Annotated in this window: 11 protein-coding genes and 1 pseudogene; 3 read left to right on the forward strand and 9 right to left on the reverse strand. The window is 66.6% G+C overall.

What is annotated here, in order from left to right:
* Positions 1-26: 26 nt before the first annotated feature.
* On the reverse strand, positions 27-1,814 hold the full coding sequence (locus tag J2S43_RS05635; RefSeq protein ID WP_306839204.1) for a reverse transcriptase/maturase family protein: 1,788 nt from the start codon (positions 1,812-1,814) through the stop codon (positions 27-29).
* A 576-nt stretch (positions 1,815-2,390) separates the two neighbouring features.
* The gene (gene ltrA / locus J2S43_RS05640; RefSeq protein WP_306839206.1) at positions 2,391-4,184 is read right to left on the reverse strand and encodes a group II intron reverse transcriptase/maturase; all 1,794 of its coding nucleotides are present in this window, start codon (positions 4,182-4,184) and stop codon (positions 2,391-2,393) included.
* 699 nt (positions 4,185-4,883) lie between these two features.
* On the opposite strand from ltrA, the gene J2S43_RS05645 reads away from it, so the two are divergent.
* Positions 4,884-5,099: a hypothetical protein gene (locus J2S43_RS05645; RefSeq protein WP_306827495.1), complete on the forward strand. Its 216-nt coding sequence runs from the start codon at positions 4,884-4,886 to the stop codon at positions 5,097-5,099.
* Positions 5,100-5,136: 37 nt separating this feature from the next.
* Here the strand turns inward: J2S43_RS05645 and J2S43_RS05650 are convergent, their stop codons facing one another.
* The 5 genes and pseudogenes from J2S43_RS05650 to J2S43_RS05670 all read right to left on the reverse strand — a co-directional run bounded on the left by J2S43_RS05650 (position 5,137) and on the right by J2S43_RS05670 (position 11,391).
* On the reverse strand, positions 5,137-6,864 hold the full coding sequence (locus J2S43_RS05650) for a LamG domain-containing protein (protein WP_306827496.1): 1,728 nt from the start codon (positions 6,862-6,864) through the stop codon (positions 5,137-5,139).
* A gap of 197 nt (positions 6,865-7,061) precedes the next feature.
* Positions 7,062-7,769 (reverse strand): annotated as a pseudogene (locus J2S43_RS05655) (IS5 family transposase); the annotation flags it as partial.
* A 162-nt stretch (positions 7,770-7,931) separates the two neighbouring features.
* Complete coding sequence (locus J2S43_RS05660; protein ID WP_306827498.1) at positions 7,932-8,519, reverse strand: hypothetical protein; 588 nt, start codon at positions 8,517-8,519, stop codon at positions 7,932-7,934.
* A gap of 855 nt (positions 8,520-9,374) precedes the next feature.
* On the reverse strand, positions 9,375-10,928 hold the full coding sequence (locus J2S43_RS05665; RefSeq protein WP_306827499.1) for a recombinase family protein: 1,554 nt from the start codon (positions 10,926-10,928) through the stop codon (positions 9,375-9,377).
* Positions 10,929-10,956: 28 nt separating this feature from the next.
* Entirely contained in the window at positions 10,957-11,391 is a 435-nt protein-coding gene (locus J2S43_RS05670) for a CE1 family esterase (protein WP_370881605.1), read from the reverse strand.
* A gap of 500 nt (positions 11,392-11,891) precedes the next feature.
* Here J2S43_RS05670 and J2S43_RS05675 point away from each other — a divergent pair, with 500 nt between their 5' ends.
* Positions 11,892-12,713: a DUF72 domain-containing protein gene (locus J2S43_RS05675; RefSeq protein ID WP_306839209.1), complete on the forward strand. Its 822-nt coding sequence runs from the start codon at positions 11,892-11,894 to the stop codon at positions 12,711-12,713.
* A gap of 304 nt (positions 12,714-13,017) precedes the next feature.
* Here the strand turns inward: J2S43_RS05675 and J2S43_RS05680 are convergent, their stop codons facing one another.
* Entirely contained in the window at positions 13,018-13,668 is a 651-nt protein-coding gene (locus J2S43_RS05680) for a GntR family transcriptional regulator (protein WP_306827500.1), read from the reverse strand.
* A gap of 86 nt (positions 13,669-13,754) precedes the next feature.
* Here J2S43_RS05680 and J2S43_RS05685 point away from each other — a divergent pair, with 86 nt between their 5' ends.
* Positions 13,755-14,288: a YbhB/YbcL family Raf kinase inhibitor-like protein gene (locus J2S43_RS05685; RefSeq protein ID WP_306827501.1), complete on the forward strand. Its 534-nt coding sequence runs from the start codon at positions 13,755-13,757 to the stop codon at positions 14,286-14,288.
* A gap of 533 nt (positions 14,289-14,821) precedes the next feature.
* On the opposite strand, the gene J2S43_RS05690 is transcribed toward J2S43_RS05685, so the two are convergent.
* Complete coding sequence (locus J2S43_RS05690) at positions 14,822-15,445, reverse strand: LysE family translocator (RefSeq protein ID WP_306827502.1); 624 nt, start codon at positions 15,443-15,445, stop codon at positions 14,822-14,824.
* Position 15,446 lies beyond the last annotated feature (1 nt).

The raw sequence follows: 15,446 nt of genomic DNA on the forward strand, positions 1-15,446 counted from the left end.
TTCCCTGACACACGGCTCTCCAGTGGTCAGTTCCGGAGGGATGCGCTGCTCCGACCGGCGTGGATGTCCTCGTGGCAGGTCCGGCAGATGACCAGGGTCTTGCGGCGCCGTTTCGCCATGAGGTGCATCCATGCGGGTTTGTCAGGCCGGTCGTGGCGGTTGAGGTCGGCGAGTTTGCGCAGGTGATGGACTTCCAGCCTGATGGTGGACTCGCAGAGCTCGCATTGCCCGGCCAGCAGCCGGTGGATCAGTTCGTTGCGTTTGGCGCTGGCCATGATCGGTGACTGGTCGGTCAGGACTGCTGCGCGTTGGCGGCGGAGCGGGATTCCGCCGAAGCGGGCGACCAGTGGTTTCCTGCCCCGGTCCCGGGGGACGGTGACCTGGAAACAGGTCCGTGGCCCGTCGGGGGTGCCGATGACCGTCTTGTACTTGCTGGCCATCTTCGTGACGGTGGACCGGTGTTTGCCTGCGAGGGTCTTGAGCATCGAGGTCTCCATGACCCAGCGCAGGGTGTCCAGGCGGAACACGTCTTGGGCGAGCAGGTAGTACTGGACCAGGCCGCGGTACTCGGCCTGGTACTTCGCGACGATGGTGAAGTCGTCGTCGTGAAGCAACGCACCGCGTTGAGCGGGTTTGCCTTCGCGCTGGTAGTTCGCGCATCGCTGCCTGATGACGTCGCGGGGCACGAACAGTCCGATCGCGCCGTTGACCGCTCGGCGGCCTCGGGTGATCTTCGTGTCCGAGTGTTGGGTCTTGATCTCGTAGCCGAGGAACCGCGCCGCCTGGCTGGTGGCGTGGGTGATCAGCGTCTTGGACGGCGAGAGTTCCAGCTTCAGCTGCTCACGCAGGAACGTCGCGATCCTCGTCTTGATCTGTTCGGCTTCGTGCCTCGGTCCGGCGAATCCGAGGAGCCAGTCGTCGGCGTACCTCACATACCGAAGTCGCCGATAGTCCGGATCGTTCGGGTCCTGACTCGGTATCAGGCGGCGGTGCTGCGTGAGCAGCCGGACCGCAGCACGGTCACCGTGACGTCGGGCCTTCGCGATCTGGTCGACAACGACCTGGTAGGCGCGGTTGCGTCGCCGCCGGACGCCTCGATGGTATTCAGGCAGCAGAGTCTGCTCGACGAAGGTGTCCAGCCGGTCCAGGTAGATGTTCGACAGGATCGGTGAGGCCACCCCGCCCTGCGGCGCGCCGCTGAGCGTGGCGTGCCACCGCCAGTCCTGCAGATACCCGGCCGTGAGCATGTTGGACACCAGCCGCAGGAACCGGCCGTCGTGGATTTTCTCCGCCAGGATCGAGCCCATGACCTGGTGGTCGAGCGACCCGAAGCAGTCGGAGATGTCGCCCTCGATGAACCAGTGCGTGCCTTTCCAGACCTCGACCACCTCACCCAAAGCGGTGTGGCAGCCCCGGCCCGGACGGAATCCGTGGGATCGGTCGGAGAACTGGACGTCGTAGTACGCCTCCAACAGCAGACGCACCACCTCGGCGACCAGCTTGTCCGACCAGGTCGGCAGGCCCAGCGGGCGTGTCTTCCCGTTGCTCTTGGGGATATGCACCCGCTTGACCGGCCGCCATCGATAGCGTTCCTGACGCAGCACGTCGATGATCGCTTCGATCTTGGCCAGTGACATGCCGTCCGCGGTCTCCGGCGTGACCCCGGGCGTCATCGCACCCGTGTTGGCGTAGATGCGCCCGTAGGCCAGCAGGAACAACTGCGGGTTGAACAGTTGCCGATACAGCCTCTCCAGCGGCAGGCCACGCCTGCCGCGTTCCCGGATGACGTCCAGCACCGTTGCGGCGTTCCGCATCACGCGTACCTCCCATCGCTGAACATCGTGATCACCTGTGCCCCTTCGCCCTGTGGCCCGGCTTTCCCGGCCTCCGTGGCGGGTCGTGAGTCCCGCGACTACTACGAGCACTCCGTCGCCGTAGGACTCGCGTCCCGTAGGCGATCCCGTGGTACGTCTTCGTCATACGTGTCGAGCCCGACGTAGGCCGCCCACTCATCCCCTCACCCGCCCTCGCTGGGCGGTGCCCCACGCCGTGGAGGTTGCGACGACCTCCGGGTTCATGCCGTCGCACGACGCGGCATCGGTTTCAAGCGTCATTCCGACGGATGCGCACATTCATCGCCGGGGATTGGGCTTCAAGCAATCCAGCCTTGGCCATATCGGGCGGGTCCCGAAGCGCACCGCCCTGGACGCCTCCAGACAGCCGCCGCGTTTCCGGCATGCTCTTGTCCCCTCACGCTTTCGCGCTACAGGTAAGCCGGCAGACCCAGGAACCTCCCTCCAGTTCCTCCCCGCTGCACGGGGGATACAACGAAGCGCCTCACGGCGCACACCGGACGTGCACGATTTCCATGCATCCGGCTCAAGCAAGCCCTATGGCGTGCTGGCGTGCAGTTTTCTGGTCTGCCGTTTGCCGGTTTCCCGGCGGTGGCAGTGGGTGTGGAGTAGACGGAGTCGCGGATCGTGGAGGCTGTCGCCCTGTCGTAGGCTGATGGCGTTGTGGTCCATCGCTTTCCGCAGGCCGCCGAACCACTGTTCCCACTCTCGCGGGGTTTGCGGTGGGCGGTCGGCGTGCAGGAGGAGTTGCCCGCAGTAAGTGCACCGGCCCTGCTGGCTGTCGAGCAGCCGCTGGGTGGTGCGGTCGACCGGGGGTTGCATCCTCGGGCGTCGCCGTCGGGTGTTCCAGTAGTCGGCCAGTGCCGCGTCATCAGGCGATGCGGTGCCGGTGACCATCTGGTGCCGCACGATCCTGGTCCAGGTGAATTTCTGCAGGTAGGCGCCGCTGTCGCGGTCACCGAAGACCCACCGATCTCGCCTCGACCTGTTGAACATGCCGAAGTAGCGGGCGACGACCCAGCTCGTCGACTTGTTCGGGTGGCTGTGTCTGGCCCATTTGTAGACCAGTTTCCATAGGTAATGGTCCAGCGCGTTGAAGATCTCGCTGGACACCACCGTCCGGTAGTAGGCCGCCCAGCCCCGGATGATCGGGTTGAGGCGGGCGATCACCGCGGCGGCGTTGCTGCCGCGCAGTGCACGCATTTCGGTGCGTAGCCGTTTCCGGATCCGTCTGACCGCCGTCTTGCTCGGTTTGATCAGCAGCAGGCCGTGGTAGCGGCGGACGGTGAATCCGAGGAAGTCGTAGCCCTCGTCGAGGTCGACAACGCGGGTTTTGTCCTCGTTGAAGGCCAGTCCTCTCGGTGTCAGCCATGCGGCCAGCCGTGCTTTGACCTGTATCGCCTCGTCCCTGGTCTGGCACAAGGCGACGAAATCATCGGCGTATCTGATCAGCACCGGTTTGCCCGGGACGCTGGCCGCGCCGTCGTTGCCGACGATGCGGTAGCGGACCCCGGCGGCGTATTCCATCCCGTGCAGCGCGACGTTCAACAACAGAGGGCTGACCACCCCGCCCTGAGGAGTTCCCTCCTCCGTCGGGGTGAACCGGCCCTGTTCGACCACGCCCGCCTGCAGCCAGTCCTCGACCTGTTCCCTGGCCGGGAACCCACCGAGCTGAGCGAGCAGATGATTATGGTCGATGCGGTCGAACGCCGCTTTCAGGTCCGCGTCCAGCACCCACCGCCGGACCGGATTACGGCCCTTGACGGTGTTGAAGATGGCCTGGATCGCGTCCTGACAGCCGCGTCCGGGCCGAAACCCATACGATCTCGGCTCGAACCGGGCTTCCCATTCCGGCTCCAACGCGGTCGCCACCCGGGCCTGCAAGACCCGGTCGACGATCACGGGAATGCCGAGCGGCCGGCGCCTGCCGTCCGCTTTCGGGATATACACCCGTTTGACCGGGCGGGCTTTCCAAGGCTGCTGCCGGCGCTGAACGGCATACGTCAGCGCGGCTTTGTCCTGGCCGTCGAGGACGATCCTGCCGTCCACGCCCGCCGTCAAACGCCCAGCGTTGATCTCCGTGACCCGCCGGACCGCAAGCAGCGTGTTCGACCGGGACCGAAGCATCAACTTCTGCAGATTCCGGACCCGCTTATGGTCCTGCGCCTGCGACGCCGTGAAGATTCGCTGACGCAAACGCCGTACGTGATCCTCGCAGGCACGCCAGTCGATCGCATGCCAGTCAGGGACGCCCTCCGGTCCGTTCACCACCACGGCCGAAGCCCTGCCGGTGTCCAACTTGTCCCTCGGTTCCAGCCTCGTCGTCATCATCTCTTTCACGGGCTCACCTGACCCGCGTCAGCCTGCTTCCGCAGCCGGGCACACAGGCCCGGTATCCGGCCAGTTATCCGAGAACCCCTGGTAGAAGGAACCAGCACACGACTCTCGGTTTCCTGCCGCCTTTCGGCCACCGGCATTCGCTTCTCGGGTCATCCTGTTCCCGCCGGGGAGTTGGGCCTTCCTCACAGTCGGCTTACCACCCACCAACAGCGGGCGGACCCCGTCGGGGTTTCCACGTTCCACACTCACGAGTTACGACCGGGTTGGGTGCCCTCTCTACCCCGGGGACCAGCGGTGCTCTCCTGACCGAATGCCGTGCCCGGCCAGCGCCTGCCGCCTCTGGAGCGGCCCGTCCCAACACCCCGCCCGAACATCCCATCGCGCGAGGCCACTATTCACGGAGCATCAACGAAGGTTCACGCAATTCACCCGTCCGGTCTGCCCCTCGCCCGTGACCTCCACGATGGGGATGAAGATCCTTCGGCTTTCCCCTGGGCTTCGCACCCCGCCGTCACCAGCGACGCACGCCAAGGAAGGGGCCAGGCAGCGAGCACGCGCCCGGGACTACACCACCGACATCACGCCGGTCCTCCTAACTGCGAGTCCACTCGCAAAGTGCGACCTCGTGTCGCAACGGCAGAAGAGTGTGGGCTGAGGCTGACCGGGTGCCGGATCTGACATCATCTGGCGATGATTGCCGAGGCCGCGATGCGAGACTGGCTCGACGACGCGTGGTCTCGGACAGAAGTCGTCCAGATCGTCACGGGCGGCGAGGACGGAGGGCCTCTCGACGGCCGTGAGGTGCTGGCCGAACTGCGGAGTGTCGAGTCGATTGCTGCGGTAAGGTCGCCCACCACGACCGGGCCGTTCACCGGCGATAGGCGCGAGAAATGGAAAGGCCCCTGACCGTCTCTTGCGGACAGTCAGGGGCGTCGGATGGTTGTTAACTGCCGTTGGTGAAGAGCTGGTGCACGGTGCTGCTGGTGGCGGCGCCTTGGTAGATGCGCACGTCGTCGATGGCGCCGTTCCACTGGTCGACCCACTGGCCGGAAGTGGCGCCCGTGGTGTCGGAGTACCGGGCGGCGCCGAGGGTGAGCGGGCCAGGCGCGGGCCACTGGCCGGGCCATTGTCCGTTGCCGGCGAGATCGCCGTTGATGTAGAGGCTCACGGTTTTGGTGGGGGCGTTGAAGACGGCGGTGATGTGGGTCCAGTTGGTGCCGGCGCTTGCGGGGTCGATCGGGTTGTCAGCGGCAGAGACGCCGCCGCTGGCGCCGGTGACCGCGTCCGCGTTCTGTGTGCTGACCGCCCATCGGTGTTGTTCGGCGTTGTTGACTGTGTAGCTGCGGATGCCGAGGTAGAACGAGGATTGCACGTTTCCGGTGACGGACAATGCGGTGCGGGTGCGGCCGGTGACCACGTCGGGGCGCAGCCATGCGGAGACGGTGAACGATTGGTCGGTGCGGGCGACCGGGCTGTTCGTCCAGGTTTCGGTTTGGCCGGTGGGCGCGCTGTTCCATTGGGCGTAGGCGCGCTCTTCGGTGAAGGAACCGTAGCGGGGGTCGCCTGGATCGAGGGTGAAGGTGGAGTCCAGGTGCAGGGCGTTGCCGCCGTCGTGACCTTCGACGATGTTGACGCCGGTGGTCAGCGACAGCCGCCGCTGGAAAGGTGTGGCGTCCGGCGCCTGGCAGGAGAAGTCGGTGGACTGGTAGGCGCCTTCCTGCAGGCACCATTCGGCGGCCTGGAAGTCCCAGTCGGCGATCAGCAACGGCGTGAGGATGCCGGCCTCGTCGAGGCCTGCGGAGTCCGTCTCGGAGGCGAGTTGGCCGGTGAAGTCATCGATGACCAGGACCCGGTCGAAGAACTGGGCGTCGGCGAGGCTGCCGCGCAGCTGGTCGGCGGCGGCGCCCGCGTTGGTGGCTCGGCCAAGCAGCAGCGCGCCGCTGGTGGTCAGTGGTGTCAGGAAGGTGCCGTTGGTCTCGGCGCCGTTGACCCACAGCCGGATCTTGCCGTCGGTGGCGTCGAAGGAGCCGGCGACGTGTGTCCACTGGCCGGCGACCGGCACGGTGGGTGAGCAGACGCTGGTGGCGGTGCTGTTGTCGATGCGCGTGTTCATGGTCATGCACCACTTCGGGCCGTTGTCGGTGCGCAGCTGGAGCCGGAACGGGCTCCACTGGCCGGTGCCGGCGTCGGTGGCGGCGATCGTCTGGGCGCCGGTGAGGTCGTTGGGCCGGACCCAGGCCGTGACCGAGAAGGACTTGGTGGTGTCGGGCTTGAGGCCGGCCGCGACTGCTTTCGCCGCGGTGTTGTTGAACGTCAGCGTCCGTGCGTTCATGAGCCGGTTGCTGTCGTTCCAGGTCGTGCTCATGGTCGTCAGGGGTGTGTCGCCGGCCGTAGCGGTCTGCTGGTCGGCGAGCGCGGCCGTCTCGTCGGTGCCGGGGTAGGTCTCCAGTCCCCATTTCGCGACGGCGGGGGAGGGGCGTGGCACGAGGTAGTCGGCGCTGCTGCCCAGGGCGCCGTTGTTGAGGGTGGCGTCGATGGCGTAGGCGTACATGTTGATCAGGCCGTACTTGGGGACGGTGAGCTTGACGGTGGCGGTCTTGAGCGCGCCGGAGGTGGTTGCGGTGACCTCGCCGAGCGGTGTCTGCGACCAGCCGAAGCGGAACTTCGTCACGTCGGTTTCGGTGGAGGTGATGGTGTAGACCGCCTGGGTTCCGGGTCCGGCCGGGTCACCGACCCGGGTGATGGTCGGCTGGACCGGGCGGGTGGTGTCGGTGAAGAACTCGCACCAGGGTGACCAGGGGCCGGTGATGTTGTACGGGGCGGGGTCGGTGGATCGGGCACGGAACGCATACTTTTTGCCGTTGGCGAGCGGTGCAGCATGAGGGTGCCGTAGACCTGCTCGACGATCCACCGCTTCTTCACCGGCACGAATCCCGGCATCGTGTCGGAGCGTTTGACGACCTCGACGTCGATACCTGTCACGGCGCCGTGGACGGCGACGTCCTGTTTGAACCCGGCGTCGACCATGGCGAGGGTGACGGTCGGGGCGTGCGCGGCGACCTTGTCCAGCAGCCGAATCCCGATGACGTTGTCGGTCACCGACGCGGCGGTCACGACCACGGCGATGATCAGCCCGAGAGCATCCACGGCCAGGCCCCGCTTACGGCCCGGAACCTTCTTCCCCGCGTCTTTGCCGGTCGTGGCAGCCGGGACGTGGTTCGCGGCCCGCACCGACTGGGTGTCCAGCACCACCATGGTCGGGTCCTCGGCCCGGCCGGCCTTCTGCCGGGCCTGGCAGCGCAGCAGATCATGGATGACCGCGTCGGTGCCGTCATCGCGCCACAACGCGAAGTAGTAGTAGACCACCGGCTTCTGTGGCAGGTCATGCGGCAGATACGCCCACTGGCAGCCGGTCCGGTTCTGATACAGGATCGCGTTCACGACCTCCCGCAGATCCTGCTCACCGGTCCGGCCCGCGACCGACACCCGCCCCGCCCGCCACACGTCCAGAAACGGGCCGATCAACGCCCACTGCGCATCGCTGACGTCACTCGGATACGGCTTCCGATCACCCATGAACAGGCCAACACCCCACCCCGGCCACGGGACGCGACCAAAATTCACCCTTCACGCCATCGAGTGATCACTATCTATCATGAACCCGTAGAACGATCTCCAAACGGACTCAACGCATAGATCAACCCAAAGGATCTCGAACCACCCTCTCAGGGACGCGACTCAGCGCATAGAGCGGCTCGCAGCCTTCAACAGCGCGGGCGCGACCGGACCGTTCCTAATTACCCGCCCATCAACGAGCACGACCACCCCGCATACCGAGCAGAACCAGCTCGTCTGCCAAAGCCCACGTGCGCGCTTGACCAGACGGCCGGCCCGGCGCTCCACACGCCACAAAAAGCCTGCCATACCAGCACCGCCTATGATCATCACCACGGAGATAAGCACCAATAGGCCCACCCCGCCCACCTCCTCGCCGGTCACACTCGCCGCGACACTCGCGACGACCGACAAAGCGAGCCCACCCACGCCGACACCCGCTACCACCGCCGGGGGTACCCACGATGGAAGCTTCTGCGGCGGCGCGAGCCGCTCCGCGAGAGCCGACCTGACGATCCCCGTGCCTCGCTCTCGCGAGTGGATCCCAAAATCACTCACACGAGACTGCTCGAACGTCACCGTCGCCAAGCCGGCGCGGTACACGGCCGGCACACTCGCCAGCGTGCCACGGTGATCGCAACGCCGCCCAGCGGCCAGCGCCTCTCCACGCCGGGGAGATGCCCCGGCACCCTGGCTGTAGTCGTATCCCATGATCCCTCCACTTCTCTCGCAAGTCCGAGCGTGCAGGGGGCTCGCCTCGGGAGAGACGAGACCCCACGGCAGAACCAGCCCGCCTGACGATCGCTGGCTCCAGGATTCACTGAGAACCGGCATTCGGCTGCCCCGTCTCGTCCAGAAGCCGCCGCCACGTCGCCATGGCCGTCAGCCCCGCCTCCGCACCGAAGACGCCCACCAACCTGCAACAGTGGACGTCACCGGTGCTTCAGCAGCAGAGGCCGATAGCATCGCCATCGTCATTCCTGAACTACTCCGTCACCAGGCAGAGTTTGGCTCCTGTCGGCCACCGCACGGGCGGCGCACATCGATGTTTTGTTGTGACATGTATCGATTCAACGGTATGTCGACGCTACGAATGATCGAGCGGACGGCGTGGCGGTCCGCGCTACAGGAGCCCGGCCCCGCAGCGGTGCGGCTCGTCCCGCCGATGAGCCAATCGGCGAAAAAGCAGCACCGCAGCAAAGCTTCACGCCAGCGAGCTGCCGAAACTTGGCCCACGCTCACACAAGAAAACCGAACCAAATGATGCGCTAACCCGAACCATTTGAGCCGCATCGTGGACAACCGACCCGGCTGTGAGTTCCCTTGTGTCTGGATCTCATCAACAAGCGAGCCAGCTGCCGGGGGTCAAAGTGACAGATGAGAAAGCTTCGAGAGCGTCTGGTCAGATCGGTAACAGGGAGGAGTGCTGGCGCCGATTCTGGGAAGTCGTAGCGCGCGCCCATGCCGACGCTTGCCTGGATGAATTGAAGACTGTGGAGATGCTGCGTTCTTCGAGTAGTCATCGCACCGCCGCAAGCGACGAACAGTAGTAGAGGACGTATGTTGCTACTCCCATAGAGGAACGGGCTGCACCCGCTCGTCCGCCTCGGTTAGTCCTCGAGGCAGTACAATGAACCTGCTGACAACCGTAGAAAGTGCTTCACGGCGATTGTGTGGAGCCAGTCGTGGCCATTCGTCAATCAAGCTACCGAAATCCCGCACCAACTCCGGGCCAGTGGACTTCCGTCGCTCATGCGCCGTCGCCAATCGTGTGGAAAGCTCCGACATCAATGATTCCACATCATGTCGCGCGCGATCGTAGTCGCTCCGATCAATCGCGGAATCCGTGTATAAATCGACAAGCCGCGCGCGCTTCACCTTGAGGCGCGCCAACTCGGCGTCGAGCGACTCGGCCTCTCCTTGAACTTGGCGGGCCGCGGCGGCGCGCCTGGCCTCTCGGGTGATCTCGCCATTGGGAGACGCCTGCTTTACTAGCCATGCGAGAACTTGCGCTTCGGCCCGCGTGTGCGAGATGTAATTGGGGGCATGTGATTTTCGTTCCCAGGCTGCCCGACAGGCCCAATTACGGTACTTTACCCTTTCGCTTGTTCCATCCGGAAGTCTTCGTGTCTGATTGCTATGACGGATCGTCATGGGGCTATTGCAGTTCTCCCACCCGCACCTCAGGAGCGCGGAAAGGCTATACACTGCGACACGTGAGCGCGGAGGCATCGCCGCCTGCTGGAGCCGCCGCGCAACGTACCCGTCCCATAGGGACATCGGAATAATCGGCTGGTGGGATCCGATACGCCATGAGTCCCAGCTCTGGATTGCAAGATTTCCTCTACCGCTGCGCTTCGTGTTCTGCTTCTCCCGAAGCAAGCCGGCTGCGAACCCGGTGTCGAGCATGGATCCGAGAGTGGACTGGTACCACAGATTCCCTCTGGTGGTCCGTAGGCCAGCCGCATTCCATTCCCTGTGAAGCTTTCCAAGGGACTCTCCGGCGACGTACCTCTCGTATGCGTTCGCGAGTATCGGCGAAAAATCGGGATCCGGCCGATATGACTTGTTCTCATAGATATAGCCCCAGTGTTTCATGCCGGTGTGCGGAAGGCCCAAACGGCGGCGACGCTCATGAACTTCCTTCCAGCTATCTGAGAGCATGTCTGACTGGAGCTGGGCCACGAGAAGCATCTGATCGCGGCTGAAGCGTCCCATTGTGGTTGTTGGGTCAAAATCCTCAGTGGCGGCGCGAACGATGCCGCCGACCTCTTCCGCCTGGCCGAGATAGATTTGTGATTCACGCATGTTGCGGCCCCAGCGGGACCACTTCCAAAGGACGACGTATTGGTAGCGGGACGCTTTGATGTCGGCGACAATTTCCGCCACTTTGCGGCGAGCGAAGCTGCGACCCGATTCGTCCAATTCAATAATCCACTTTGTGATACGCACCCCATGGTTCACGGACCATGTCTCTATGGCGTGCTGCTGGAGTTCCGGCGAAATGAGGTCGTCGCCGCGGTCGCCTACCTTTGAGACACGAATGTATCCAACACCGTGCTTCTCGCTGGGAATTGGCGACTCGCCGCGCAATAACGCCATCCGTGCAGTGATATCCATTGGTTGCACCCCCGATGTTGGATCATCGTTAGTGCACTTTAGCTCGATCTACGTTCGTCATCATCGCGCCGCTGGACACCCCGGTCACCCCGATCTTGGAGGCGTCCACGGGATAGCGCGCCCGCACGTAGTCGATCATCGACTTGATGCCGACCGGGTCGCTGCCGCCGTCGCGGGTGAGCGCGGCCGGCGAGGCGACATCGAAGCACTGGCTCGACCGCGTCACCGACGGATAAATCACGATATAGCCGTGGCGGTCGGCCAGCTCGTCGAACTGGCTGCCGTTGAAGAACGCAGGACCGGTGCCGGTGCAGTAGTGGACCGCGACCAGCAGGCCCGGCCGTGCGGCCAGGGTGTCGGGCACGTACACGTACATCCGAAGGTTGCTGGGGTTCGTTCCGAAGGATGTGATCTCGGTGAGCGCGGCCGCCGACGCGGGCGCGGACAGGCCGACCACGGCCATCAGCGCGACCAGCGCGACGGCGAGGGCATGTCGAATTCTCATCGGTGGGTTCCTTCACGTCGAGGACATGGCAAAAGAGCGGCGAAGGCTGCCCGGCGCCTCACCGATCCCGGCTCAGGAACATCGACAAGTATCTACATGACGCCTCCGAAAGCCAAGCCGCGATGCTGCGGGTCGCGGAGATCGTCCGGGCGCTCCAGGTCTTCCGCGCCGGCGCCTACACCGGGTCACCGCCGCCGTGAACGCGGTGCTCGCGCTGCTCACGGCCGTGCCGGTGATCTGGCTCGCGGTGCAGGACCGGATCTTCAACCCGGCGTTCCCGGGCCTCGCGCCGGGCCGCTCCACCGGGCCACCATGATCGCGATCGCCACGGTCTGGGACATCGTCGAGATCGCGGTCCGGGCCGAACGCGCCCGCCGCGGCATCCCGACCGCCGTCTGAAATCGACCGGGGTGCACCGTTGTACGGTGCACCCCATGCGTCTTTCGGTCGGGTGCGCGATGTGGACCCTCAAGCCCTGGCAGGGGCGCTTCCTGCCGCATCCGTCCACGGCCGGCGAGCGGCTGCGCGCCTATGCCGGCTGGTGCGACGCGGTCGAGGGCAACACCACCTTCTACGCCACGCCGTCCCGGGAGACGACCGAGGTCTGGGCCGCGGAGACGCCCGAGTCGTTCCGGTTCGTGCTGAAACTGCCGAAGCCGGTCACGCACGAGCACCGCCTCTCCGCCGCCGCGTTCGCACCGCTGGCGCAGTTCCTGACCGCGATCGAGCCGCTCGGACCGCGCGTCCACGCGCTCTGGATCCAGCTGCCGGGCTCGTTCGGGCCGGCGGACGTACCCACGCTGTCGTCTTTCCTGCGTCGCCTCCCGGCCGGTTACCGTTACGCGGTCGAGGTTCGTCACCAGGGGTTCTTCGACGATCCAGTGCTCCTTGCGGCGGCGCTTGCGCCGTTCGGGGTGGAGTGGGTCCCGTTCGACACCACCGCGTTCTTCGCGAAACGCCCGACCAGCGACGCCGAGCGCGAGGCGTGGACCAAGAAGCCCCGCATGCCGCTGCGCACCGAGGCGCTGACCGACCTGCCGATCATCCGTTATCTCGGCCGCGACGATCCCGGTGAGACGGCCGAGGGCTGGCGGCGCTGGGTCGACACGGCCGCGATCTGGCTGCGCGAGGGCCGCTCACCCACGGTCTTCATCCACACGCCGGACAATGCGGACGCACCCGAGCTGGCCCGCCGCTTCCACGACGAGGTCCGCGCCCGCGTTCCCGCGCTTGAGCCGCTGCCCACGCCGGAACCGATCGGCCCGCCGACGCTGTTCTAGAGACCTTTCAACCGCATATTCCCGCTTCCGGCGTGGTGCGTCCCCAGTGCTCCCGCGGGCACCGGTCGGCCGCAGGCGGCCTCCCTGCCAGTGCCGTCGCTGGTCACCACGAAACCCAGCGCGCTCATCGGTGATCCAGGCGTCCTCGTTCCAGTGGGTTGTCCACGGACGTTCACCGGGACCGAACCCGTGGCCGGGGCGTCCTCGACGCTGTTCTAACTGCATCGGGGACGCCCCGATCACGGGCGAGACGCCCGGCGGACGTTGCTGAGTGAGGGACGCCTGGATCGTGGGCGTGACCGCGTCAGAGGAGGCTGGCGGCGGTCAGTGAGAGGTGTCGTTCGAGGAGGGCGGCGGCGGTGTCGGCGTCGCGGGCCAGCGTGGCCTCCTCCAGGCGGCGGTGCTCACCGGCGTAGTCGCGATCCGGCGCCCGCCCGGCCGCCCACGCGCGCGCGAGGTCGCTGGCCAGCCACAGCCGATCGAACGTCTCCAGCAGCACCGCGTTCCCGCACCCCTCCAGCAGCGTCCGGTGGAAGTCGCGATGCGCGCGCGACCACTCCGGACTGACCCGCGTGGTCTCGTCGTCCGGGTCGACGGCCGGCGTGCGCGCGAGCCGGTGATGTGCGGCGCGGACGCGGGACTCCCAGTCCAGATCGCCGCGCGCGATCGCCAGCCGCAGCGTGGCCGGCTCAAGTGTGCGGCGGGCCTCGGCGATGTCCTGCCATCGCCGGTCGGAGCGGTCCGGCACGGCGAAGCCGCGGTTGGTGAGCCGGTCCGCGAGCCCGTCGCCGACCAGCCGGACCAGCGCCTCCCGCACTACCGCGAGGCTGACGCCGTGCACCCCGGCCAGCTCCTGCGGCTTGAGCGGCGCACCGGGCGCGAAGTCACCGCGCAGGATCGCCTCCCGCAGCTCCGTATAGATCCGCCCGGAGAGCATCTGCTTCGCCTCAACCATGCGGTCATCGTAGACCATTTGACAGATAATCGATTTTTAGTGCTATGGTCGATCCTGTTGACAGCCCTCCGGAAGGAAGATCCCCGATGAACGACCCGTTCGCCCGTCTCCCCGAGGCAGGCACGTTCACGGTCACCAGCACCACCGTCACGGACGGCGGCACGCTCGGCGCCGCACAGATGTCCGGCCTCTTCGGCGTCCCCGGCGGCAAGGACGTCTCACCGCAGCTCTCCTGGTCCGGCGCGCCCGAGGCCACGAAGAGCTACGCCGTCACCGTCTACGACCCCGACGCCCCCACCGGCTCCGGCTTCTGGCACTGGGCCGTCGCCGACATCCCGGCCTCCGTCACCAGCCTCCCCGAGGGCGCGGGCGACGACACCGGCTCCGGCCTCCCGCAGTCCGCCTTCCAACTCCCCAACGACGCCCGCCAGCCCCGCTTCCTCGGCGCCGCCCCGCCGGCCGGCCACGGCCCCCACTGCTACGTGATCGTCATCCACGCCCTCTCCACCGAGGCGATCGGCATCCCGGCCGACTCGACCCCCGCGGTCCTCGGCTTCACCATGGCCAGCCACATCCTGGCCCGCGCCGTCCTCACCGCCACCGCCGAAACCCCCGCCTGACCCCGGCCGACCACGCCCCGCCTGACCCCGGCCGACCACGCGCCGCCTGACCCCGGCCGACCACGCCCCGCCTGACCCCGGCCGACCGCAACGCCACCCGTCGGGCGCCTGTCCGAAATATCGCCACAAAGGTGGTGGCGGCGACTTCTGGAAGCAACCACGTGTCGCAAATCGTTGTTGAAAGCGCCGGATGACAACGATTTGCGACACGTGATCAGCTCCCGGTCCGGCCAGTACCGAGCTTTCGGCGTCAGAGTGAGCGGCGTTCCGCAGCGGCGACCTGTATAGCGTGAAATTTCGGGCGCGCAGCGCCCGGACGGCCACCGCCGCTCGAACCTCGACCTCGAAAGATCAGTGAGTGCGGTGCCCGGCGGTGCTGGATCGCCGTGCCGGGTGATGCCGGGACCGCAGTGCGGATTCGGTGCCGGGACCGCAGTGCGGATTCGGTGCCGGTGGGCTGCCGGCGGTCGTCGTGGATGGGGTCGGGGCCGGATCGGCCGGGGAGGTGGGTCTGGCGGCGGAAGTGGGTCAGGTCAGGTCAGGTCGTCGGCGGCCAGGAGGGCGGACATGCCGAGGAAGGTGACGCCGGTGCCGATGGAGACGCGGCGCTGGGTGCGGGCCGGGATGCCGGTGGCGCCGATGCGGCGGCCGGCGGCGATGTAGAGGAGGCCGACCAGCAGTTCGATGAGGAGGTAGGCGGCGCCGAGGAGTGCGATCCGGATGTTCGCGTCCGGCGCGGTGGTGTCGGTGAACTGGGGGAGCAGCGCGGCGAAGAGCAGCAGCGCCTTCGGGTTGCTGATGGCTACCGCGAACTCGTGCGCGACGATCGGCCGCACGCCGTGCCGGGTGGTGGCCTCCGCGTGCTGGGTCTCGGCGTGCATCGCGCCGCGCAGACTGTGGATGCCGAGCCAGGCGAGGTAGATCACGCCGACCCATTTGATCACTTCGAGCGCGGTCGCGGACGCGGCCAGGATCGCGCCGAGGCCGGCGACGACCAGGCCGATCAGGACGACGAACGCGGCCAGCCGGCCACCCACGCCGGCCAGCGCGCGGAGCGGGCCGTGGCGGACCGCGTTGCTGAGGCCGAGCAGCTGGTTCGCGCCCGGGATGAGCGAGACGAGCAGTGCGGCGGGGATGAAGCCGGCCCAGTCGATCATC

This window comes from Catenuloplanes nepalensis, assembly GCF_030811575.1.
GTDB classification, from domain to species: Bacteria; Actinomycetota; Actinomycetes; order Mycobacteriales; family Micromonosporaceae; genus Catenuloplanes; species Catenuloplanes nepalensis.